Origin of the sequence: Nostoc sp., from assembly GCF_036916655.1 — a bacterium.
GTDB lineage: Bacteria > Cyanobacteriota > Cyanobacteriia > Cyanobacteriales > Nostocaceae > Nostoc.
Genome location: NZ_JBALFY010000079.1, coordinates 133,363 through 156,825 on the forward strand (window position 1 = coordinate 133,363; position 23,463 = coordinate 156,825).

Genomic DNA, 23,463 nt, shown 5'->3' on the forward strand with positions numbered 1-23,463 from the left:
AATTTATATCCCTGGTTTACCTCACCCTCAATCCTAAATGCCGAGAGATGACAAAAACTGAGACTGATTTTGGCAGTCTTCGAGAATATAAACAGTTTCAATATTTGATTAGTCGTTAGTCATTGGGCAAACGCCCAATCCCTTTGAGTAGATTGCGGTTTTTGGCTAACCTACAGCTTAATGTCATGAAAAATCTATATTATCTCAATCCTGTAATCTCAAACTCGCCAGCAATGTTATGAAAACATGACATTATGATCCCGGAAGGGCTAATAAATTCGTGAAATAGGCAAAAAACCTACTTCTTACCCCTTGATCCCTAGATATGCTTAGTGGTTAATATTGACTTAACAAACAGAACTCCTCACGATCCCAAAGAAATGCTAATTTTGGCACGATCAGGAATTGCAAGGATGTTACCTCAATTTAAAAACAGATTAAAAAACTTAAAAACTGGGCAAAACCAGAAGTCAGGATAAGAAATTCATCTGGAGTGGATGAGATTTTATATAGCATTCTTTAACCAGGGGAAATCATTTACCGCTTAAACTACTGGAGGCCAAATTAATGGCAAAAGAACGCCCGCCACTAGAGGAGATGACCTTACGCCAACTACGCAAAGTTGCTAGCGAACATAGCATCTCTCGCTATAGTCGAATGCGTAAATCACAACTGCTGGCATCAATACAAGAAGTCCAGCGCAGCAAAAATTTACTCAGTCCATCTCGTTCATTGGAGGCACAAGAAACCGTGGAAGCTGCAAAGTTTGAATTAGGTCAGGAAGATCGTACTGGCGGATCTTTAGCTGATGTTGATGAAGGACTGGCAGATTTGCCATCTGGCTATGGTGACAGCCGGATTGTACTATTACCGCGCGATCCTCAGTGGGCTTACACTTACTGGGATGTACCCAATGAACACAAAGAAGAACTGCGCCGCCAAGGGGGACAACAACTCGCACTGCGGATTTATGATGTCACCGACATTGATATCGAATACCAAAGCCCCCACAGTATTCAAGAATATCCAGCTGATGAACTAGCTAGAGAATGGTATCTACCAGTTCCAGTTAGCGATCGCGATTATGTGATCGATATCGGCTATCGTACTGCTGATGGTCGCTGGTTAGTACTAGCTCGTTCATCGAGAGTACACATCCCACCCGTCTATCCTTCTGACTGGATAGAAGATGTCTTCATCACTGTCAACTTTGAAGAAGAAGATTTGCGTGGCAAGACTCAATACGAACTAGTTCCCCCTGCCAAGAAGGTTGCAGCTACCGCTAATGGTAATACTGTTGTAAATAACGGCAACCTGAATCACGGCAACCCCATCTACGACCAAATCTTTGGTTTAGCCGAATCTGCCGAAGCGCTACGGGTTGCTGGTTCTATCTTTGGTTCTCAGCATCAAGTACCAAGTTCAGCGCGTCCCGAACAAGCTCTCAGTTCCTACATTTTCCCCTCAGGTGTTGGTCTGTGGGCATCTGGTTTAACCGCTTCTGGTGCAGGAATATCAGGTGTTGGCTTCTCGGCTTCTGCTGTACCAGTGCGTCCACGCAAATTCTGGTTAATTGCTGATGCTGAATTGATCGTCTACGGTGCAACCGAACCCGATGCTACCGTAACCATTGGTGGACGTCCAATTAAGCTAAATCCAGATGGAACATTCCGTTTCCAGATGTCCTTCCAAGATGGTTTAATTGACTATCCGATTTTGGCTGTAGCTGCTGATGGTGAACAAACCCGATCAATTCAAATGAAATTTAATCGTGAAACACCATCTCGAAATACTAACACCAAAGAAGAAGCTGTTTTAGAATGGTTTCCTTAAGTTTTGGTTCTCAGATTAACTCCAGACTGAAATTTTAAATTATTCCCCGCTATAGTAAATTCTGTAGCGGTTTTTTGCATTATATGTTTACAAAAAAATTATTTTTGTTATTTATCTTGATAATCGGTGCAAGCTTATTATCAGGTTGTCAAGAAATTGAAGCAAATTCAGTCTCAAAAGCATCTAAAACTTGTCCTGGTAAAAATGCCAAGTTCAGTATTGATTTTTTTAAAACCAATAATCAAGGTAAAAGAAATCCCAGAGGGATTAACAATGTGATTATTTTTAATCCCAAATCAGCAGAATTAGATTTCAAAGTTAATCTTGGTCTATCTCATAAACTCTACGCCAAAGATGCTAAGGGTAAATTGCGTAAAGAATATGTAGCAAAGCAGTTTCATGAACTCATCGCTGATGAAAATGCCAAATTAAACGGACAGCTACCCATTGCTGCAATTAATGCTGACTATATAGGTACTGATGATAAACCACAAGGCTTAAATGTTTCTCGTGGGGTAGAGTATTCAGGAGCATTTAAAAATAAACGTTCTTCCTTTGGGGTATCAGGAGGTATACCCAACCAGCGACAGGCTACTATCCAAACAGGCAGAAGGAAAAACGATATTCTCAATTATAATTTAGTGGGTGGTAATGGCAGATTTTATCGTCAGGGTAAATTTAAAGATATTTGTCAAGACTTGGGAGAATTTGCCTGTAAAAATGCTAAAAATCGCTCTCTGGCAGCGATTACTAATCAAGGCTATGTAATTCTATTAGTTAATGACTTGAAAGCTCATTCAGATATTGAGTTATCTCAAGTTAATCAAGAATTACTACCAGATATGTTTGATAATGTCCTCGAAGGTATAGCTAGTAATAACTGTTTAGGTCAGATTCAAGAAGGGATTTTATTTGATGGCGGTATGTCTCCAGGGTTGTATTACAACCAGAAAACTTATGTAGAAAACTTTGGGCCGATTGGTTCAGTTTTTTTGATTTACAAAAAATAGAAATTTAGAATAAGCTAAAATACATCTAATTTGCATATTAAAATTTTATTAATATCTTGTGGGGTGGGCATCTTGCCCGCCCTAATTATGCAACTTGAATACTTATTAGCTTACTGACTCTTTAACTTTTTGTGACCTCTCAAGCTTGTTGGGGTTTACCCAACGATTGACAAATTCGTTGTTATGTTTGTATACCTTAATTTGCACTTGCTTGGAACTTAACTTGACTATTTCGGCGGGAATTCTTTGAACATCGCTAGAATCTGCGCGAGGCTTGTAAAGCCAAATAACTTTTTGCCCAACTTCAAAGTAGTTAGAATTACTAGGCAAAGAAGGCGTACTTTCTGCCCAAGAAGGCAAAGCAACTGCTAAGTTGATCAAAAGTACTAAGATCGCTAAACTTATTTGGAAAAGTTTCATGATTGTTGAACTTGTCTTAGGTCTTGTGGGGCAATCAATCTGCTGCTCTAACATTTAAATATTATCCTGTTTATTATTTTATTAATCGCGAACTAAGTTTGTATTTGTTCAAAGTTCAAATCTCTACTGATTTTAGGATAAAGCGACTTCGCAAATAAAATCAAATATTCTTTTTTGTTGAAACGATAAATTAATTTTATGATAATATTTGTGATGTTTTGACTGAATCACAATCTCTATCTCAAGAATAATAGACGAAAAAGAACACTCTGTCGTAAAAATTGATAATAAGCGGTTACGCAAAATTATTTATGTCATTGCGAGCGAAATGAAATGTAGCGTTCGCGTAGCGTCTCGTAGAGAAGCAATCTCTAAACCCTTGCGATTGCTTCATTCCGTTTCTCTACGAGACGCTACCGCGTAGCTTGCTTCCCCGTAGGGTACGCTTCATTCGCAATGACCAGTATATTTAATTTTGCATTATTACTTATATAGTGCTTTATAAACTTTGAATCTATATGCCTCAGAGTATAAACTTACTTGCGGCGAAACAACCTAATATTGGCAGGATAATTTATTTCTTGGAGTTCCCTTAGGAGCCTAATCAATAAGTCTAGTAAACGTGGTCAAATTATTCAGCCAACATACTTATAAGAAGAGTTTTGTGAGTTCTGAATGAGAATCCCCCTTGGTAGCTGAGAATATTGATGATATAAAGGTGACAATAAAAATAGCCAAAACAGCAACTTGCCCCAAAAAGACTATTTCAATACTTTGGAAAGTCACAACATTAGCATTTCACGCTGTATCTACCCTTAAATTTCCTCTAGAATGACTGTTTAGAAGCTTAAACGTCTGATTTCTAGAGGATTTTCCCAAAAGACGATCGCAAATCTAGCTTGTAACCGACGCATGACCAATCGAGAGGAATTAATGAAGAACGAGTCAACGTCAGCCAGAAACGCCGACGTAAATTTCCTTCTCGGCGGGGGTGAAATGGGTGCTAGGATGCGAGAACTGGATTGGTCAAAAACTTCCCTTGGCCCAACACAGCATTGGCCACAGAGTTTGAAGACTGCTGTGCGGATTATGCTAACTTCCCGTCAAGCCATGTTTGTTTGGTGGGGCAAGGAACTGATTAACCTTTACAATGATGCCTACAAGGCTATTATTGGCGGCAAACACCCAGAAGCGCTTGGGCAGCCAGCTTCCTACGTGTGGCGGGAAATATGGGATCAGGTCGGGCCTAGAGCCGAATCAGCAATGCTGAACAATGAGGGCACTTACGACGAAGCGCTACTGCTAATTATGGAGCGCAACGGCTACCCAGAGGAAACCTATTATACTTTTTCATATAGCCCAGTTCCTAATGACCAGGGCGAAACAGGTGGGATTATCTGCGCTAACACAGACGACACGCAGCGAATTATTGGTGAGCGTCAGTTGGCACTTTTGCGCGAACTAGCGGCGAGAACGGCAGACGCGCGGACATTCGATGAAGCCTGTACGGTGAGTGCAAGTTGTTTAGAAAGCAACCCTTACGATCTCCCTTTTGCAATGATTTATCTGGTCGATCCAGATAAGCAGGAAGTTTTTTTAGCTGGAACGTGTCGCATCGAGCAAAATCATCTAGCAGTTCCACAAACAGTGGCTCTTGATGCTGATGGGATTTGGCCCTTTGCAGAAGTGATCGAAACCCATCAAACAAAACTGATTTCCGATTTGGATGTGTCTTTTAATAGTTTACCTTGTGGTGTTTGGCAGCGATCGCCCCATCAAGCGATCGCAGTCCCCATTGCCCCATCTGGCCAAACTGGAAAAGCTGGTATATTAATTGCTGGTTTAAATCCCTTCCGGCTATTCGACGATAATTATCAAGGATTCATCGATTTAGTTGCGGCTCAAATTGCAGCCAGCATTGCTAACGCCCAAGCTTACGAAGAAGAACGCAAACGCGCTGAAGCCTTGGCAGAAATCGATCGCGCGAAAACCGTCTTTTTTAGTAACGTCAGCCACGAATTCCGTACCCCACTTACCCTGATGCTGGGGCCATTAGAAGACACCTTAACTAATTGTGCCACTCTGCTTCCAGCCAAAGAACGAGAGCAGTTAGAAATGGTGCAACGTAACGGACTCCGGCTGCTGAAACTTGTCAACAGCTTGCTAGACTTCTCGCGCATAGAAGCCGGGCGGGTTCAAGCCTCTTATGAACCCACCAACCTTGCTACCTTTACCGCAGAACTAGCTAGTGTATTTCGTTCAGCAGTAGAACGGGCAGGAATGCAGTTATCAGTCAATTGTCCTTCTCTGCCAGCACAAGTATATGTCGATCGGGAGATGTGGGAAAAGATTGTTCTTAACCTGCTCTCGAATGCTTTTAAGTTCACAATGGCTGGAGAAATTGCGGTCAGTTTGCAGTGGTCAAATGACCATATTGAGTTTGCAGTCAAAGACACAGGAATCGGCATCCCAGCAGCAGAAATCCCCCACCTTTTTGAACGATTCCACCGCGTCAAAGGGGCGCAAGGACGAACTTTTGAAGGATCGGGAATTGGATTATCACTGGTGCAAGAATTGGTGCAAATGCATGGTGGAAAAGTTGATGTCACCAGTGTTCTAAGTGCAGGCAGTTGCTTTACTGTGTCAATTCCTACAGGATATGCTCATTTGCCTCCAGACCGCATTAGTGCCCCTAGAACTTTAGCTTCAACCGCATTAGGTGCAACCCCATATTTAGAAGAAGCTCTGCGTTGGCTACCAGAAGACGTAGGGGAGCAGGGGAGCAGGGGAGCAAGGGAGGAAAATACTTCCTTTTCCCCTCTGCCCCTCCGCTCCTCTACTCCCTCTGCTCGGATTCTCCTGGCTGATGACAACGCAGACATGCGCGATTATGTTAAACGGCTATTAAGTCCGCAGTATGAGGTGGAATCAGTGCCGAACGGTTTAGCGGCTTTGGATTCTGCTCGTGGGCGTGTCCCAGACTTGATACTGACAGATGTGATGATGCCTGGATTAGATGGCTTTGGACTGCTGCAAGCATTAAGAGCCGATCCGCAGACGCAAAAAGTTCCCATCATCCTCTTGTCAGCACGGGCAGGGGAAGAGGCACGGGTGGAAGGGTTAGAAGCGGGAGCCGATGATTATTTGATTAAACCCTTCTCTGCTCGTGAATTGTTGGCGCGGGTAGAGGCAGCCCTAAAAATGGCTCTTCTTCGCCAAGAGGCAATGGAACGCGAACAAGGATTGCGAATTGAAGCTGAGGTGGCGAAAGCACACCTAGAGACTGTTCTAGCTGGCATCCAAGACCAGTTTTATGTGTTGGATCGAGAGTGGCGTTATAGCTTTGTCAATGACCAGGTAGCAGCAGTTGTTGGTATCCAAAAGGAAGATTTGCTAGGTAGGAGCTTTTGGGAAGTTTTTCCAGATGTGGTCAACAGCGAGTTTTATACTCAGATTCATCGAGCGAACGCACAACAAACTGTTATTCAGTTTGAATACTTTTATCCTACTTGGCAGCGCTGGTTTGAGAATCGCGTCTACCCCTTTGCAGAAGGAGTAAGCATTTTTACTACAGAGATTAGCGATCGCAAACAGGCAGAAAAAGCCCTTCGGGAAAGCGAAGAAAAGTTTCGCAACATGGCAGACAATGCCCCCTTCATGGTTTGGGTGACAGATACCGATAGCTACTGCACCTATCTCAGTCAAAGTTGGTACGATTTTACAGGTCAAAACGAGGAAACGGGTCTGGGATTTGGTTGGTTAAATGTTGTACATCCAGAGGATAGCAATGACGTTAGGAATGTTTTTCTGGAAGCTAGTAGCAGTTATTCGGCTTTTCGTTTGGAGTATCGCTTGCGGCGCAAAGACGGCGAATATCGCTCCTGCATCGATGCCGCTAATCCGTGGTTTGGGGTGGACGGTGAGTTTAAAGGTTATATTGGCTCAGTAATTGACATTACAGAACGCAAAGTTGCAGAAGCCGAACGCGATCGCCTCCTTGAACTTGAGCAAGCTGCTAGAACTGAAGCTGAAAGAGCCAACCGGATTAAAGATGAGTTTCTAGCAGTGCTTTCTCATGAATTGCGATCGCCTCTAAATCCTATTCTTGGTTGGGCGAGACTTTTGCAGACTCGTGAGTTTGATGCCGCAGCCACAAAGAAAGCGATCGCAACCATCGAACGCAATGCTAAATTGCAAGCTCAACTAATTGAAGATTTGCTCGATGTCTCCCGAATCTTACAAGGTAAACTCAACCTCAAGATGCTTCCTGTCAATCTAGTGCTTGTGATTGAGGAGGGATTGGAAACAGTGCGTTTGGCAGCAGAAGCTAAGAATATTCAAATTCAGACAATGCTAGATAGTTCATTCGGGCAAGTTTTAGGTGATTCTAGTCGTTTACAACAAGTTATCTGGAATCTCTTATCGAATGCAGTTAAATTCACTCCTGAAGCAGGAAGAATTGATATTCAGCTAGAGCGCGTTGATACTCAAGCTCAGATTACCGTCAGTGACACAGGTAAGGGAATTAGCCCTGATTTTCTCCCTTATGTGTTTGAATATTTTCGTCAGGCTGATGGCACAACAACCCGAAAATTTGGTGGCTTGGGGTTAGGATTAGCAATTGTTCGTCATTTAATAGAATTACATGGTGGCACGATTTCGGCCGAAAGTTTAGGTGAAGGGCAAGGAGCGATTTTCCGAGTCAGGCTACCATTAATTAAGAAAGATTTACCCCCAAAGCAAGACATAATTACTGTATTAAATCCTGCTTCTGCGACTGAAATTCTTGCAGGCATCCAAATCTTAGTTGTGGATGACGACAATGATACCCGTGACTTCCACACATTTGTGCTAGAGCAAGCTGGAGCAAGGGTAATTGCTGTAACATCAGCAAAAGAAGCGTTGCAAGTATTGGCAGATTCAGAACCAGATTTTCTACTCAGTGATATTGGGATGCCAGAGACAGATGGTTATATGCTGATGCAGCAAATTCAAGTATTGCAGGCAAAACAAGCCAAACAGATGCCGGCGATCGCTTTAACTGCTTATGCAGGAGAAATCAACCAGCAACAAGCACTCGCATCAGGCTTTCAAAAACATCTATCTAAACCCATCGAACCAGATGAGTTAGTCAAGGCAATTGCAAGCCTAATTGGCAGAAGTTGGAGTGGCTGAGTGTTTGGCTGCTTTGCATCAACCGCGTAAATAAATGACTAGAGGTGAGTCATTTTTAACAATTTAACGTGAATTCTATTGCTCATATATAGCGGTTCTCAGATGAGGTACAACATTACATCGCAAGGTGTAGGGAACATTCCCATTGGTGTCCAATACGGTTCAGTTAAGGATTTTTGGTTTTGATTTTAGGTCTGTAGAGACGTTACAATGCAACGTCTCTTGCATTGGATTTCGGGCTTAATTGAACTGTATTGCATTGGTGTCAACTTAACGCGAAACCGCTTGTCCGCCGGGAATTGAAATTCCCGTCTTATAGCTAAAGTCATCTGTTGATGACTAATATCGCCAAAAATCTCTAGTCTACTTCAGTAGACTTAAGCTAAAAGCCAAAAAAATTTATTTCTGGGCGTGCATGGAAGCTAACAGATAAGCTATTTCCAACCTAAGTTGACACCTCTGGGCATCTTCCCTACGGCTTTACCTTACTAGGTCGGGAAACGCTATAATATCTACCAAATTTGCTCAATCAAAAAACCTCTCCCTGGTTTTACTACGCAAAACCGTCCCTCTGCGAGTCGGAGAGGGACAGACTTGAACTTTAGTTCAAGGCAGGGAGAGGTTTGTCGAACTCACGTCAATTTAGAATTCAAAACATTTTCAGACTATTAATTATTTGAGAGGTTTTGTGATTTATTGAGGCTAAATTACTTCTTAATGAATATGTATTTACTCTTAATTAATCAAGATAAAAATTATTTCTATTATGGCTTATTCCTACCTTTATTTTGTAACTTACATTATTGATCTAACTCCTGATTATTTTGCTTGATTACGCAAAACATCTCGGCAATTACTTGAGCATGTCGTATAAAATTTGGTAAGTGTTGGTAAGCTACCTACTCAGCTAAATTATTCACTTTACTTAACTCATCAAATCTTCATGTATTTGAAGTGTAGTTTATCTTTTACAGTAACAATAGTGGGAATAATAAATTAAATTGGATTAAGCAAATTAGTTAGTTATGAGCCAAATATGTCCTATCTCCAAAACCTGCGCTTGTCGCAATGTTGCACGCTGCCGGACTCAGGAGGCAGGTAGGCTCTTTCTCTGGTTCCCTGTTCCACATACCCTGACAAAAGTCACCTCCTACCTAGATCAGTTTGCTCTTGAGTATGAACTGATGCAAGAGCGACCAGGTTTGAGTTTGAAGTGTAAAACCGGACAGTCTCTAGAAATTGCTCGTAACCTGGCCAAACTACTTGCACCGAGAGAATTAAAAGAAACGCAAGTCCTTTTCATTCGAGGTACTATCCAACCTCAAATCCATGATTTTAGTGACATAGCCTCATTACAACGCTTCATTCAGTTGAACCAATCCGACTGGTTGGTTGAAATGTTAGCAGCAGAACGATTCACCAGTTACTTCCAACCAATTGTCTCAATTAACGATACATCGCAGATTTTTGGATATGAATCGCTCTTGCGGGGACTGGATGAACAAGGCAATTTAGTACTACCAACAGCAATTATAGAGTTAGCAACTGAAGCCGGACTATTACCACAACTCGACCAAGTTGCTCGCCTCAGCACAATCAATCAATTCAGCCGCCATCAGGTGAGTGGGCATATCTTCATCAATTTTGCACCAACGTCACTTTATGACCCAGTTTTTTGCCTACGTAGTACAGTAGAGGCAATTGATACTGCTGGAATTTCGCACGATCGCGTTGTTTTTGAAGTTGTGGAGTCAGATAGTTCTCAAGATTTAGCCCACCTCAAGGCAGTGCTACAATACTACCGGAATGCTGGGTTTTTAGTCGCTCTTGATGACCTTGGTTCTGGTTATTCTAGCCTAAACTTGCTGCATCAATTACGCCCAGACTTTATCAAGCTGGATATGGAGTTAATTCGAGATGTACATAAAGACCTTTACAAAGCTTCGATTACTGAGAAGCTTCTAGAGATTACTCAAAAATTAAACATCCAAACCGTTGCTGAAGGAATTGAGTGCATTGAGGAATTGAACTGGCTGCGAGAACGAGGTGCAAATCTTGCTCAAGGCTATTTGATTGCTAAACCCAGTGCAGTGCCTATTACTATAACCCCTTACTTTGATCCGATCGCGTTAACTCTAGTATCGGCAAATTCTCAGGTAGTTGAGCAGGTTCAACACCAAAGCGAGTCCGAGCGAATTGTGGCAGCTGTGACGCAGCGCATTCGCCAATCGTTGGAGTTAGACGAGATTTTGCAAACCACAGCAGCCGAAGTACGACAACTGTTTGAGGTAGACCGAGTGCTGATTTACCAATTTGAGCCAGACTGGAGTGGGTTGGTTGCTGTAGAATCTTTAGCAGAAGGGTGTATATCCATTTTGGGATTTCATGTCATGGATACGTGCTTTCAATCCACGCGTGCGGCTTACTTCCAAAAAGGTAACACCAGAGCGATCGAAGACATTGAAACTGCGGGACTATCGCCATGTCATATTCACCTCCTGCGAAGTCTGCAAATCCGGGCAAACCTTGTCGTACCCATTTTGCAGCAAGAGCGTTTGTGGGGACTATTGATTGCTCACCAATGCCGTAGCAGCAGAGAATGGCAGCAATCGGAAATTAACTTATTTAATCAGTTAGCAGGTCAAGCTGCGATCGCTATTCAGCAATCAGAACTTTACCACCAATTACAACAAGCAAACCAAGAATTACAGCGCCTTGCTTGTTCAGATGGTCTAACCCAGGTCGGAAATCGACGTTGCTTTGATGATACGTTCAACGCAGAGTGGCAACGATTGGCACGAGAGCAAAGCTCGCTATCTTTAATTTTGTGTGATGTCGATTACTTTAAGCTCTACAACGATACGCATGGACATCTGGCAGGAGATGACGCACTTAGACAGGTTGCCAAGGCAATCTCTCAGACAGTGAAACACCCCGCAGATTTAGTTGCTCGTTATGGTGGAGAAGAGTTTGCAGTCATTTTGCCGAATACTGATATCGAAAGAGCTATTGCAATTGCCAAAGATATTCAGACCAATATTAGTGTATTACAAATGCCTCATCCTCATTCTGATGTTAGTGAATTTATCACCCTAAGTCTTGGTGTGGCAACCATCATACCTCATAGCCAATTATCTCCTGAAACCTTAATTGCTGCTGCTGACCAAGGACTCTACCAAGCAAAAGCACAAGGAAGAAATTGTGTGGTGCAGATGGATTGTAAGGATGCTGACTGAATAATTACGGAGGAAAGTGAACAACTACCTTTCACACCATTTACAACCAAAAGCATAAGTTCAGGACGGTTTATTGTCAGATATCGCCTTTAAATTTAACGTGAGTTCGATAAACCTCTTTCTGCCTTGAACTAAAGTTCAAGTCTGTCCCTCTCCGAGTCGGAGAGGGACGGTTTTGCATAGTAAAACCAGGGAGAGGTCTTTTTTACGGCTAATTAGATGGACACTATATGATTCGTCGAACTCACGTTAAATTTAGACAGAATTGAAACCGCGATCGCACAGTTTAAATATCGCTAAACTGGAAATTGAGCAACTGTATAAATTTTCTTCAGGATGGCAATATGGCTTTCAGTAGTTACAAAACTATCGGTGAAGTTCTCAAAGCATTTCAAACTACTTATACTGAATCAAATTTTATCGGTGAAGCTGAGTTCAATATTCCTGATTACTTCCGGGAAGACTTAGAAACGGTAATGCGGGAAGGAGTAGTGGATAACTCAGAGTTTGCCATTTGCGAAAACTTGATTTACCCAGTTTTGAAGGAAATTTGGAAGAAATACAGTAGCAAGTTTACTTTATGGAGTCATCAGTCATTAAATTATGACGAAAAATTATCAGGATTTCCTGAATATATTTTAGCTAAACGCTCTCCTCACATCTTGCACCAAGAAAATTTGATGTAATTTTATTACTCAGTAAAAAACTAAAATCCTTGATTTAACGATAAAAACCCATAAAAAGGAGGTAGCTTTAACGCGCACCTTTTTACTTTAGCTGGGGTTTTACGTAGAGGTGCAAGATATGAGTCTCCTTTAGGCAAAGTTGTATTTGACAAGCCATACTTCATTTTAGTAGAAGCAAAGCAAGATAATTTTGAAGCTGGTTGGGCACAATGTCTGGCAGAAATGATTGCTGCACAGAGATTAAATGATGAATTGAGAATCACGATCTTTGGTATTGTTTCTAATGGCGATCGCTGGCAATTTGGCAAGCTAAAGGATGAATTATTTACTAGAAATATTACGTTCTACTCTATTCAAGAGCTAGATAAATTATTTTCTGCTGTCAATTATGTATTTCAACAGTGTGAATTGCAGCTAAATAATCTGGTCACTGCTTAACTAATCCTCGAAAGAGAGCAAAAAGAGATCGCCTTATTCCCCTCAAGGGGACGGAAAATGATTACAATATTTGACATCGTTTGCATAACATCCCACGATGCCAAGAGCAGCTACATCCACCAGGCGCAAAACTGAGCCACAGCCAGAATTCCCCCCTTCCCTTCCCACATGGGCAGATGACACGGAACTGGTGGGATTAGTATTTGACCTTGAGCCAAGCACTGCCACTTCCCTCTACTCCCAGTACACGATTGGACTCCATGCCTGGTTTCTCGACCAAGTAAGGCAATTTAACCCAGAACTTTCTGCATATCTCCATGATGGAGAGTCAGAAAAGCCCTTCAATATTTCGGCGCTAGAAGGTCAACTCCTCGCCAGTGGAAGACAACTGCAATTAGAAGCCAAGCAAATTTACCGTTGGCACATCAACGCTTTGTCTCCAAGAGTGGTGCAGTTTCTCAGACAATGGTTAACCCAACTGCCCCAAATTCTCGACTTAAGAGGCGCTCCCCTGCAAATAAAACAGGTGAGTATCGCCCATTCACCCACTACTTACGCACAATTATTGCAGTCTCTACCAGAGAAACCCTCTAATATCAACTTCAGCTTTGTCTCACCTACCAGCTTTCGCCGCAAAGGTCATCATTTTCCCCTGCCAGTGCCAGTTAATCTCTTTCACAGCTACCTACGCCGCTGGAATGACTTTTCAGGAATCCCAATCGAACAAGAACCTTTTCTCGATTGGATAGATGAAGGGGTAATTATCTATCAGCATCGTTTGGAGTCGGTGAAGGTAGCGGCTGGTAAGCGAGGTTCGGTGACTGGGTTCACAGGGGTAATGTCCTGTGGTTTGAGTAAGGCTGCTTTAGCAAACTCTGAGTTTACCCAATTGTTTTATGCTTTGGCACGCCTTTCTCCTTACTGCGGTACGGGACACAAAACTACTTTTGGACTGGGACAAACTCGCTTAGATTGGGTGAAACCAGAGATAAATTTACCTACTCAGGTGCTAACAAATCTGCTGGGAGAACGCATTGATGAATTGACAACACTATTCACCGCACAACGAAAACGCACAGGAGGCGATCGCACTGATAAAATTGCTTCTACTTGGGCAACTATCCTAGCACGTCGGGAGATGGGAGAATCATTGCAGGTGATATCCCAAGATTTAGAGATGCCCTACGCTACAGTGAAAACTTACGTAAAGTTAGCTCGGCGGGCACTCAAGGATAATGTCGATTAATGAAGGGGATTGGAGACTGGGGAAAAGAGTTTTCCCCTTGATTGAGCGTATTCCATCATAATTTTGGCTGACACTAGGAATTGGCATAGCTCAGAGGATTGGCACTTTTATTTTAGTGGCGATCGCACTGAAATCCCTGAAATATTGGCTGAAGGTAGCGAGTACTCGTGCCAATAACTTCTCTCTCCACTCCCGCACATTCATGAGCCAGCACTGTAGACGGGTTTCCCGTCGCTCTCGTTTGGCGTCCCCACATTTTTAAAAGTGAGTGTGGGGCTTCTGCTGTTTTAGCTAAATCTCAAATTTGTAAAGTAACTTATTAGCAATACTTGAAGTAGACACCAATGAATTATACCCTCATCACCCAAGCGGCAAAATCTGCATCAAAAGCTTCCGTAGTCTCACCACCTCTGACTTTACCAACGGGCGCACAAATTAGTGCTTTTTTCTATATATTCGGTGCATCCATAGTTATTGTCTTTCTACTCTACATATTATTATTCCATATATTGCGATCGTTTTTTCGTCGCGCCGAAAAAGATACAGCCCTGTTTATTCTGGGGATCTTACAAATCCCTGCGATCGCTATTTTTATCATTGCCAGTCTAAAACTCTCACTTAGTCAACTAGGATCGGGCAAAATTATTAATTGGATCGACCGAGGACTCACAGCTTTTCTAATTGCTGCTTTTACTTATGGTATAACTTTGTTGTTTACAGAAGCAGGAGTCTACTACTTAAAAGATTACGCCCGGAAAACTGAGGCTGTTTGGGATGATGTATTAATTCCACTACTACAAAATTTTATCCCAGTTATCACTTACCTAATTGGAATATCTCTATTTTTCAGCACTATTGGGGTTGATTTAACAGGAATTGGGTTAGCAATAGGGAGTATTACTGTAGTCTTGGGATTGGCAGTAAAAGATATTTTAAGCGATTTTTTCAGTGGGTTAGTTTTGTTAGTTGATACACCTTTTCGGTTTGGAGATGTCATATCCATGCCGGATGGTTCAATTGCAATTATTAAACACATTGGCATCCGAGTGACAAAACTATATCTGATTAACGAGCATTGCGAAGTATATACACCAAACACAACTTTAGGAGGTCAAAATATAGTCAATCTTAGTCGTCCTACAACTCACTATGCTTATACAATTAAAGTTTCAGTTAGAGTTGATGCTGATGCAGTGGTAGCAACAAAAATTCTGCAACAAATTATTCTCGGTCATCCAGACACATTGGGTAATCTTGATGAAAAACTTGAACATTTAGATAGTTTTGCGGCATTGAGAGAAGCAGAGGGCGAGCGTCTGTCAAAAAAAGAAGCTGGACGGCTGCGTTTATTAGTTGAAAAAGATGTGAACAGCCAACTGCAAAAAGTTGAACAAGCATTTGAAGATTTAGTTAGGGAAATTAAAAAACTAGAAAAAGGTGGATTGAATTCAGAAGAATTGAAAATTCTCCAGAAAAGCTATCTAGAAATATTGAACACTATCGGACTAGTAGTCATCACAGAACATAAAGGAAAACGTCTGCGCTCGCACCTAGAAGAACAAAAACAGACTGAGAAAAAAACTTTGATTGGCTTGATTCGCCAATGGTATCAAGCTTGGTTAAAAGATCCTGATTTAGTAATTGAAGATCAACATCTTTTACCAGATGAATGGGAACAAAAAATTGAACTTCTGAAAATTAAACTGAATAAATTATTTCAGAAACTCTCAAATCCTGGAGTAGATGAAACCAGATTAGACGATTACTCTTTAAAATTGGTCGAATGGTTACATGATAGTTTTAAAGAGTCTAATACTGCTTGGAAAGAACCCCAAGTTCAGCTAACTGATATTCAAGGCGCTGCTATGCAATTTTCTGTGCGGTTCTATGTTGATAATATTCAGTTAGAACACTGGCGGCGTGGAAACCGCGTTCAAAATGAGGTGCGCCGAGAGATGGTACGACGGTTGAGACAAGCTTATATCTATACACTAGGATAGAGGTCGGATTCCTGCCGATTTCTTAGAAAGCTAGTAAAAATTGTGTCCATTCATACAACAAAACAGTAACGATTGTTATAGGCTTGAAAAGCCCTTTACTTTTATACTTTTGGCGAAACTTCACCGCCAAAAAAGCACCAGAGCGATAGGAAATTACTTATGACCAAATGCGATTGATACTTATCAAACGCCAACTTGGTTAAGTTGAACATATTCCTGTCAGCAGCATAAGTTACTTCCTACGCCCTGGTTATCTCTTTTAATTATTTTAGGTCAATAGCTTCAGGCGATCGCACAAATAATCAGTCTAACCAATTAATTTCTGCCAGCTAGCAGGCCCAATAATGCCATCGGCATCTAAACCATTTTGCTTTTGAAAGTTCTTCACTATAACCTCTGTTTGTGGGCCATAGACACCATCATTGTCAACACCTAAACGATATTGCAAATATCTGACAACTGCACCACCAGCATGATTTGGTCTGATAATTCGTTTTGCCAAAATTATATTTATGGCATTCCATGTGGCTGTGTCAGCAATTCCAGTCGGCTGAACTGCGATAATAGTCTGAAATTTTTCTACAGCAGATTTGGTGTTAGCCCCAGTGGAGCCATCCTCTACTAACGCCTTGCCATTTTTATCAGTTATTTTGAGTTGATTCAAGGCTTTTTGCAATCTGAGGATAGTCTCATCTACATCATTTTCTTGATCTTGTACGGGCTTAACAGGAACGCTTGATACTTTCCCAGTTAAGCCTTTAACGATCGCATTAGCCATTGCTTCAGGATCAAAAAGATTCATATCTTTTTGCGAATCGATGAAGCAACCTTCTACCAGAATTGCAGGCATATCTGTATTTTTCAGGACATACAAGTGGGAACCACTCTTAATCCCACGATTAAAAAATCCTAATTTGACGATTTCATCTAATACAGGTTTAGCGATTTTGTTACCTGTATCACTAGTTGCAAATACTTCTGTGCCGTTTGCTTGCCCGTTAAAGCAGTTGAAATGAATCGAGACGTAAATATCTACTCTACTTGAATTAGCTGTAGAACATCTTTTTGAGAGTGATTCTGTTACTGTACGAGCGCTACTTGGTCTACATACTACGACTTCATTACCCAAAGCTCTTAACTTGGCTATAACTCTATTACCTACATCTAGAGTTAAATTATCCTCAAATTTAATCCCTCTAGCTCCTGTATCTGGTGGACAATTGTGCCCGCTATCAATTCCAAATTTCATGATTTTATCCTCAACTTACTTATTTTTACACTAGTCCAAAACTTTTCTAATTATAGAGACAAAGTTTTGTTAATAAATCTGTTGAAGTACTTGTTAGCAATGACTGCATTATTTTAAGCATTACTACGGTGGTAAACAAAATAAGTTTTTGCGCGAACCTGAACAGCAAATTTTATGTCTAAAATCTACTAATTTCAAGGTATATTAGAACCAAAAACACAACTATTATAAGTTATCAAAATCGGAAATAACAAGTTAATTTTTGCAATAAATTGAAATGCGGCAATTGCCTCCGTTATTCAGATAATAACGCTTTGTAAAAGTAGAAAGCTATCACAGGTGTACTTAGTACTCCAAGGCGAAAGTCAAAAGTCAAAATAATTGTATTCCAAGTTCTTGCGCCGTTTGAAATGGTATGTTCATAGCGGTTATCGTTTACGTGAGGTACACCCGTAGGCGCACGGCTTGCCATTCGTGTCAACTTACAGCTATTTTCAGGTAAATAGACCATCTAGTAGGGGTACAGCAATGCTCATTGGTGTCAACTTAAGGTGAAACCGCTCGTCCGTCGGGAATTGAAATTCCCGCCTCATAGCTAAAGTTATCTGAAGATGACTAAAAATCTCTTAACATAACTGGAAATATCAGCACCGACTTACTTAGTAAGTAGGCAGGCACAAATAAATATAACTATGTAACGAAAAGTAAAAGCAGTGAAAACCATGTGATTGCTTCTCTACGAGATGCTACGCGTAGCTTGCTTCCCCGTAGGAGTACACTCCACTTCGTTGCGTTCGCAATGACATAGTTATAAATTTTCTCACCCACCTACTTACAAGCTTTTAGATATATATCTCGTTCCCAGTCTCCGACTGAGAATGGAATGGCACTAAGTTAAGCTGAAGGGTAGGCAGCGTAAGGATTGCAGAGGGGCAGGGGTGCAGGGGGGAATTTCTAAATATCTGAACGCAATGCCTAAAATTTCTTCTTTCTCCCCTGCTCCTCCGCTCCTCTGCACCCCTGCTGTCTCAACGATTTTCGCTTTTCTTAGTGCCATTCGACTGAGAATGCTCGTTTTTGAGGCTCCGCCTCTCGAACTCGCGGCAAAGCCGCTTTTGAGTTGCATTTCCAGCCTCCAGCTGGAAACGAGGTTTTATCGGATCTTTAAATTTTGTGAAGCTACTAAAGAATTCTATGAATGAACCCTGTTTAGGGTGCGCTTATACTGCAAGAAATCAAGAACGCAGACGTGGAGCGGCTTGCCGCAGGCTACCGCCAAGTGCGCCAAGAACTTAAGAGATTTGGTGCAGCTTCACAAAGAAATGGTAATAAGTGCCTCGACATCAAAATCTGAGATTCTTCAAGAAAAGCTTGACTTGCCTTATCTAGCCTTGTAGGATATTTCCTATCATCTCATTAACTCCCGCAAACCGATAGGCTTACAGTATTTTGTAAACTATCTTAGCTTTGGGAGTTTCTTCAATGGCTGTTTAATCAACGAAAATAGTATGTAAGTAAAGCATACTTTTGTGTTTTTGAACAGAATAAAGACCTATTTAATTATAGGGTTTTGTAGTCTCTTGAGAGTCTTTGCATTTAGTCTCAAGCAGCGATCGCGGATATTTTGAATAACTATTTTGTAAACTTTATCTTCTTAAAAGTTAATCAATTATTTGTCGCTTTCAAATTAAAGATTTTATCAACGCTAGCGGCAAGATTAGCATAGCGCTTGCGTTTTGATATCGATTTTCAATGCCATATATTTCAGAGAAAAAACAATGATCAAGATTGAAGAAAAAGTTCTAGACTCCACATTTCAGTTTTCGGCTCCTGTTACCGCCAACTCTCCAGAACTCCAAACCCTTTTCGATTTTATTGCTTTGGGAGCAAGTGAGCGCGATCGCGATCGCATCCTTCCTTTTGATGTAGTCGAACTGATTCGGCGTTCGGGATTGGGCGCATTGCGAATCCCTGTTGCTGAGGGTGGCGGCGGTAGCAGCGCGCGCGAACTGTTTGAGGTCGTCATTCGGTTGGGAGATGCTGACCCAAACGTTGCTCACATTGTACGGAATCATTTTTCTGTGACAGAGCGAATTTTGCGCTCAGAACGCACTCCCCGGAATCGTCGATGGCTGAAAGCTGTTGTCGATGGTGCAATCATCGGTCTCGCTTCTACCGAATTGGAGGTTAAGCGATCTGGTGGCGGCCAAGTTGCAAATACAAAACTAACACCTGACGACAATGGTTATCGTCTGAACGGGACAAAGTATTACAGCACTGGCAGCCTTTATGCAGACTTGATCTTTGTACGTCTATTAACACCCAATGACACCGTAGCGATCGCGCTTTTGCCAACCAAACGCGAAGGAATTAACCTTGTGGACGATTGGGATGGCTTTGGACAAAGGCTGACTGGTACAGGAACGACTACATTTACAAATGTCCGCGTAGAGGCAGATGAAGTTCTTCTTGAGACAGATACAGACAAGGACAACTTGCCATACAATATCGTTCCCCAATTATTTCTGACTGCAATTAATGCTGGCATTATTCGCAACGTTCTCCGCGATGCAACGGCACTGATTCACAAACGGCCCAGAACCTTTTACCATGCTACAACCGAGCAAGCCGCAGACGATCCAATTTTACAGCAGACTGTTGGTCAGATTGCCAGTAACGCTTTTGCCGCCGAAGCGATCGTTTTAGCCGCCGCCGCCGTTCTTGATGGCCTTCCTGCTGCTCAAGCCCAGGGTGAAGAATCTGAGACAGCTGTAGCGCTGGCAGCTTCTTTGAGTGCAGCCAAGGCAAAATTAATTGTTGATGAATTAGCGCTAAAATCAGCTACTTTGTTATTCGAGGTTGGCGGGGCTTCTACAACCAAGAAAAGCTCCAACTTCGATCGCCATTGGCGCAATGCACGCACCCTAGCATCTCATAATCCAGGTCACTTTAAGGCTCGTGCGATCGGGGACTACGAGATCAACGGTACACCACTGCCAACGCGAGGATTTTTCTAAGGGACTTCCTACAAATAAATTACCCAATCATTGTGGGGTGGGCATCTTGCCCGCCTTATATGGGCGGGCGAGACGCCCACCCCATAAGAAGTAGTTGAGTATTTTGCCTCGTTCCCAGTCGGAGACTGGAAATGCTTGTCTTTGAAGCTCCGCCTCTCTTACTGGCGGCAGAGAAGCTTTTGAGTTGCATTTCCAGCCGTAGGCTGCAAACGAGATTGTAAAGGAGTTTCAGCTTAAATTGACACGTATGCCCACCTTCCCCAATCCCCAGTTCAATTACTTTGCTGATTCAACGGAATTACAATTACAAATTCCGTCCCTTGACCAGGAGCAGAAATACACTCTAATTTTCCCTGATGTTTTTGGGTGATAATTTGGTAACTAATAGATAAACCTAACCCAGTACCTTTACCAATTGGTTTAGTAGTAAAAAATGGTTCAAATAAGTGTTTTTGTACCTTTTCTGGAATGCCTATACCATTATCAGCAATGCAAATAACTACTTGATTTTCGCTAGTGAGTTTAGTCTGAATGCGTATCTGGAGAGTCGATAGCGCTTTTTCTTCTACTCCCCACTCACTATTCTCTACCGACTCTTGCAAAGCATCGATCGCATTTGCGAGAAGATTCATAAATACTTGATTCAGTTGTCCAGCATAACATTCTACTAATGGCAGGTCGCCATACTCTTTAATCACCTCAATGGTGAGATGGTTAGATTTAGGTTTGAGGCGATGTTCCAGAATCATCAAGGTATTATCTATACCCTCATGGATATTTACTGCTTTCATTTCTGCTTCGTCTAAGCGGGAAAAATTTCGCAGAGATAAAACAATTTCGGTGATTCGTTCGGCTCCAACGGTCATGGAAGTTAGCAAGTTGGGCAAGTCTGCAATCAGGAAATTTAAATCAATGGCTTCTGTTTCTTTTTGAATTTCTGTGGCTGGATGAGGATAGTTTTGCTGATATAGTTGCAGCAGTCTTAATAAATCTTGGATATATTGATTCGCATAGCTGATATTGCCAGAAATAAAATTGACTGGGTTGTTGATTTCGTGCGCTACACCTGCGACTAACTGCCCTAAACTGGACATTTTTTCACTATGCACTAGTTGAGATGCTAACTGCTTGGCCTCTTGGCGCAATTGTGCTTCTGAGTATCGCAATATCTGCTCTGCTTGTTTGCGCTGGGTAATGTCGTGGAGAATAACAACGTATTCCTGAAAATCTTGATGAGGTCGGTCTGAGATGGAAACTTCTAAAGTTCTGTTTTTCCCATGACCGAGTAGGGGTTGTTCGCTACGCTTTGTCCACTGGTCTGGATAGTAGACTAATGCGGGTAGCCATTTGTTGAGGTGATTTCCCCGTAACTCAGATGGGTTGACACCAAAGAATGATTTGGTGGCTGGGTTAGCTTGCTGGATAATGCCTCGATCGTCTACGACTAAAATACCATCTTGGGCAACAGTAAACAGGTGTTCGGCAGATTCTCGAGCTTCTGCGATCGCTACCACTTGCGGTATAGTTGTCCAACAAGCGATCGCTACGCCGACAAATGCCACGCTCATCAGCAACACCACAAATATATTCTCACCCCCCGCAGTTGCCGCGTTATTGAGTTTGACGCCAAATAACCAGCCAACTGCCACTGCGCTACACAGTAAAAAAATCAGGATGCTCACCTGAAGAATTACTGAATCTTTGATGATTACCACAGAACGCGTGCGATATCGCTGCATCCACCAACTGGTATGAAAGGGAGCAAAATTCACACGGCGAATTACTGCATCAATTCCTAAGACACCAATGGGAAACAATAACCCAATTAGGAAGTTAAGCCAACCCCAGGCAAATCCGCCCACCAACAGCACTACAACTTCTAATAGAAAAATGCCTAAAGAGATGCGAGGGAACAAAACTTCTGGGCGATCGCGCCCAAGCCAAAGCCCTAAATGCAGTAACATAAAAGAGACAAACCAACCGACGTTACCAACAGCGACAATTCGCGCCACATCTCCCCAAATCAAATAAATTAAGCACAATAGCAGTGTCAATGTCAAAGCTGGGACAAACACACCCCGACGCGAGACAACGGAAAATACTGGTGAAAGATGGTTATCTAAAGACAATTGATACAGAATTCGCGGGCAATTAGAAACCACCGTTGCCGAACCTAAAAGACAAGCAGCGACTAACAAAAAAGAAACACTTAAACCAGCAAATCTTCCCCAAAAGGGCTGGGAAGCCGCTACAAGATTCAGAAAAGCATTATCTTTCAGGTTGGGATTTGTTGCTAACCGCATGACTACCCAAGACCCACCCAAAAAGATGGGTGGCATCATCCAAGCGGCAACGTCTAGAAAGCGTAGCGTCTTGGTGGGTTGACGGCTATCAGCGACAAAAGAAGAAGCTGTTTCACAACTGTAGGTTGCATAAGTGACAAAAAAGAACCACTTTGCCCAATCTACAAAGCTTAAAGATGACCAATTATGAGGAAAAAACCCAGGACTAACGGGAGAAAACGCTAACCAAGCCAGACCTTGCACACAGAAAGTTATTAGCAATCCAAAGGCTGGAATTACAAAAAACAAATGTAAAATACTCAGGGCGCGAGTCCCACTAAACGCCACGATAAAAGGCAACAATGTAAAGCTCAGATCCAAAAATATATCTGGACAAGTAATACCCAGCGCCTCTAAATTCACCTTAATTAAATCTCTAAGTACGATTGTATTAACTGATAGGTAAGAAACCCAGTTGAGAAGGTATCCAATTGCTGCATAACCAGCTAGTCCAGGGTAGCGTTGCAGTAGCTTGGTAGTATAGTTAGGTGTTCCTCCAGCCACATTGATAAAATGTATACCCAAGCTTTTGACTTGATAGTTGAGTAGCATTCCAAAAATTACCGCAGGTATCCAAACAAAAATAGCTTGGAAACCGAGAGCAGCATGAATTGCTGGAACCAATGCTGTCCAAGAAATATGAGCCGTCAAACCAAAACCCCAACTTTCAACAGCACTTAAGCTTCTAGTTAAGCGAGGGTAAGAAGATTGGCCCAAAGTGGAATGAGCAAAATGGGACATAATTGGTAGTTTTGGGGGATATTGTATGTAATTAAGCTTATTAGCTAGAGTTCCCATCTGCTAAGTATTC

13 protein-coding genes and 1 pseudogene are annotated in these 23,463 nt (G+C 42.0%); 8 read left to right on the top strand and 6 right to left on the bottom strand.

Translation table 11 applies throughout. From position 1 onward, the window contains the following. The first annotated feature begins 567 nt into the window (after nt 1-567). Together V7L31_RS22535 and V7L31_RS22540 are read left to right on the top strand one after the other, a co-directional pair. Nucleotides 568-1,833, top strand: a complete 1,266-nt coding sequence (locus V7L31_RS22535) for a DUF4912 domain-containing protein (RefSeq protein ID WP_334698325.1) — start codon at nt 568-570, stop codon at nt 1,831-1,833. Between the two features lie 83 nt (nt 1,834-1,916). Continuing rightward, nucleotides 1,917-2,843 (top strand): phosphodiester glycosidase family protein, encoded by a 927-nt coding sequence (locus V7L31_RS22540; RefSeq protein ID WP_334698326.1) that lies wholly within the window; start codon nt 1,917-1,919, stop codon nt 2,841-2,843. A gap of 105 nt (nt 2,844-2,948) precedes the next feature. Here the strand turns inward: V7L31_RS22540 and V7L31_RS22545 are convergent, their stop codons facing one another. Beyond that, nucleotides 2,949-3,263, bottom strand: coding sequence for a hypothetical protein (locus tag V7L31_RS22545; RefSeq protein ID WP_334698327.1), 315 nt, complete (start codon nt 3,261-3,263; stop codon nt 2,949-2,951). A gap of 933 nt (nt 3,264-4,196) precedes the next feature. Here V7L31_RS22545 and V7L31_RS22550 point away from each other — a divergent pair. From V7L31_RS22550 to cas6, 4 genes and pseudogenes are all read left to right on the top strand, one after another. Next, nucleotides 4,197-8,438, top strand: a complete 4,242-nt coding sequence (locus tag V7L31_RS22550; RefSeq protein ID WP_334698328.1) for an ATP-binding protein — start codon at nt 4,197-4,199, stop codon at nt 8,436-8,438. Between the two features lie 1,025 nt (nt 8,439-9,463). Continuing rightward, the gene (locus tag V7L31_RS22555) at nt 9,464-11,674 is read left to right on the top strand and encodes an EAL domain-containing protein (protein WP_334698329.1); all 2,211 of its coding nucleotides are present in this window, start codon (nt 9,464-9,466) and stop codon (nt 11,672-11,674) included. Nucleotides 11,675-12,018: 344 nt separating this feature from the next. Continuing rightward, nucleotides 12,019-12,798, top strand: a pseudogene (locus V7L31_RS32695) (hypothetical protein). Between the two features lie 97 nt (nt 12,799-12,895). Further along, nucleotides 12,896-14,044, top strand: coding sequence for a CRISPR-associated endoribonuclease Cas6 (gene cas6, locus V7L31_RS22570; protein ID WP_334698330.1), 1,149 nt, complete (start codon nt 12,896-12,898; stop codon nt 14,042-14,044). Between the two features lie 112 nt (nt 14,045-14,156). Here cas6 and V7L31_RS22575 read toward each other — a convergent pair whose 3' ends face one another. Beyond that, complete coding sequence (locus tag V7L31_RS22575; RefSeq protein ID WP_334698331.1) at nt 14,157-14,300, bottom strand: hypothetical protein; 144 nt, start codon at nt 14,298-14,300, stop codon at nt 14,157-14,159. An 88-nt stretch (nt 14,301-14,388) separates the two neighbouring features. Here V7L31_RS22575 and V7L31_RS22580 point away from each other — a divergent pair, with 88 nt between their 5' ends. Next, nucleotides 14,389-16,044 (top strand): mechanosensitive ion channel family protein, encoded by a 1,656-nt coding sequence (locus V7L31_RS22580; RefSeq protein ID WP_334698332.1) that lies wholly within the window; start codon nt 14,389-14,391, stop codon nt 16,042-16,044. Nucleotides 16,045-16,351: 307 nt separating this feature from the next. On the opposite strand, the gene V7L31_RS22585 is transcribed toward V7L31_RS22580, so the two are convergent. The 3 genes from V7L31_RS22585 to V7L31_RS22595 all read right to left on the bottom strand — a co-directional run bounded on the left by V7L31_RS22585 (nt 16,352) and on the right by V7L31_RS22595 (nt 18,419). After that, nucleotides 16,352-17,293 carry an N-acetylmuramoyl-L-alanine amidase gene (locus tag V7L31_RS22585; RefSeq protein ID WP_334698333.1) on the bottom strand — a complete coding sequence of 314 codons (942 nt, stop codon included), beginning with the start codon at nt 17,291-17,293 and terminating at the stop codon, nt 16,352-16,354. Nucleotides 17,294-17,588: 295 nt separating this feature from the next. Then, on the bottom strand, nt 17,589-17,765 hold the full coding sequence (locus V7L31_RS22590; protein ID WP_334698334.1) for a hypothetical protein: 177 nt from the start codon (nt 17,763-17,765) through the stop codon (nt 17,589-17,591). Between the two features lie 417 nt (nt 17,766-18,182). Beyond that, nucleotides 18,183-18,419 carry a hypothetical protein gene (locus tag V7L31_RS22595; protein ID WP_334698335.1) on the bottom strand — a complete coding sequence of 79 codons (237 nt, stop codon included), beginning with the start codon at nt 18,417-18,419 and terminating at the stop codon, nt 18,183-18,185. A gap of 652 nt (nt 18,420-19,071) precedes the next feature. On the opposite strand from V7L31_RS22595, the gene V7L31_RS22600 reads away from it, so the two are divergent. After that, nucleotides 19,072-20,310, top strand: coding sequence for an acyl-CoA dehydrogenase family protein (locus V7L31_RS22600; protein WP_334698336.1), 1,239 nt, complete (start codon nt 19,072-19,074; stop codon nt 20,308-20,310). Nucleotides 20,311-20,582: 272 nt separating this feature from the next. On the opposite strand, the gene V7L31_RS22605 is transcribed toward V7L31_RS22600, so the two are convergent. Then, nucleotides 20,583-23,393 carry an ATP-binding protein gene (locus V7L31_RS22605; protein WP_334698337.1) on the bottom strand — a complete coding sequence of 937 codons (2,811 nt, stop codon included), beginning with the start codon at nt 23,391-23,393 and terminating at the stop codon, nt 20,583-20,585. Nucleotides 23,394-23,463 lie beyond the last annotated feature (70 nt).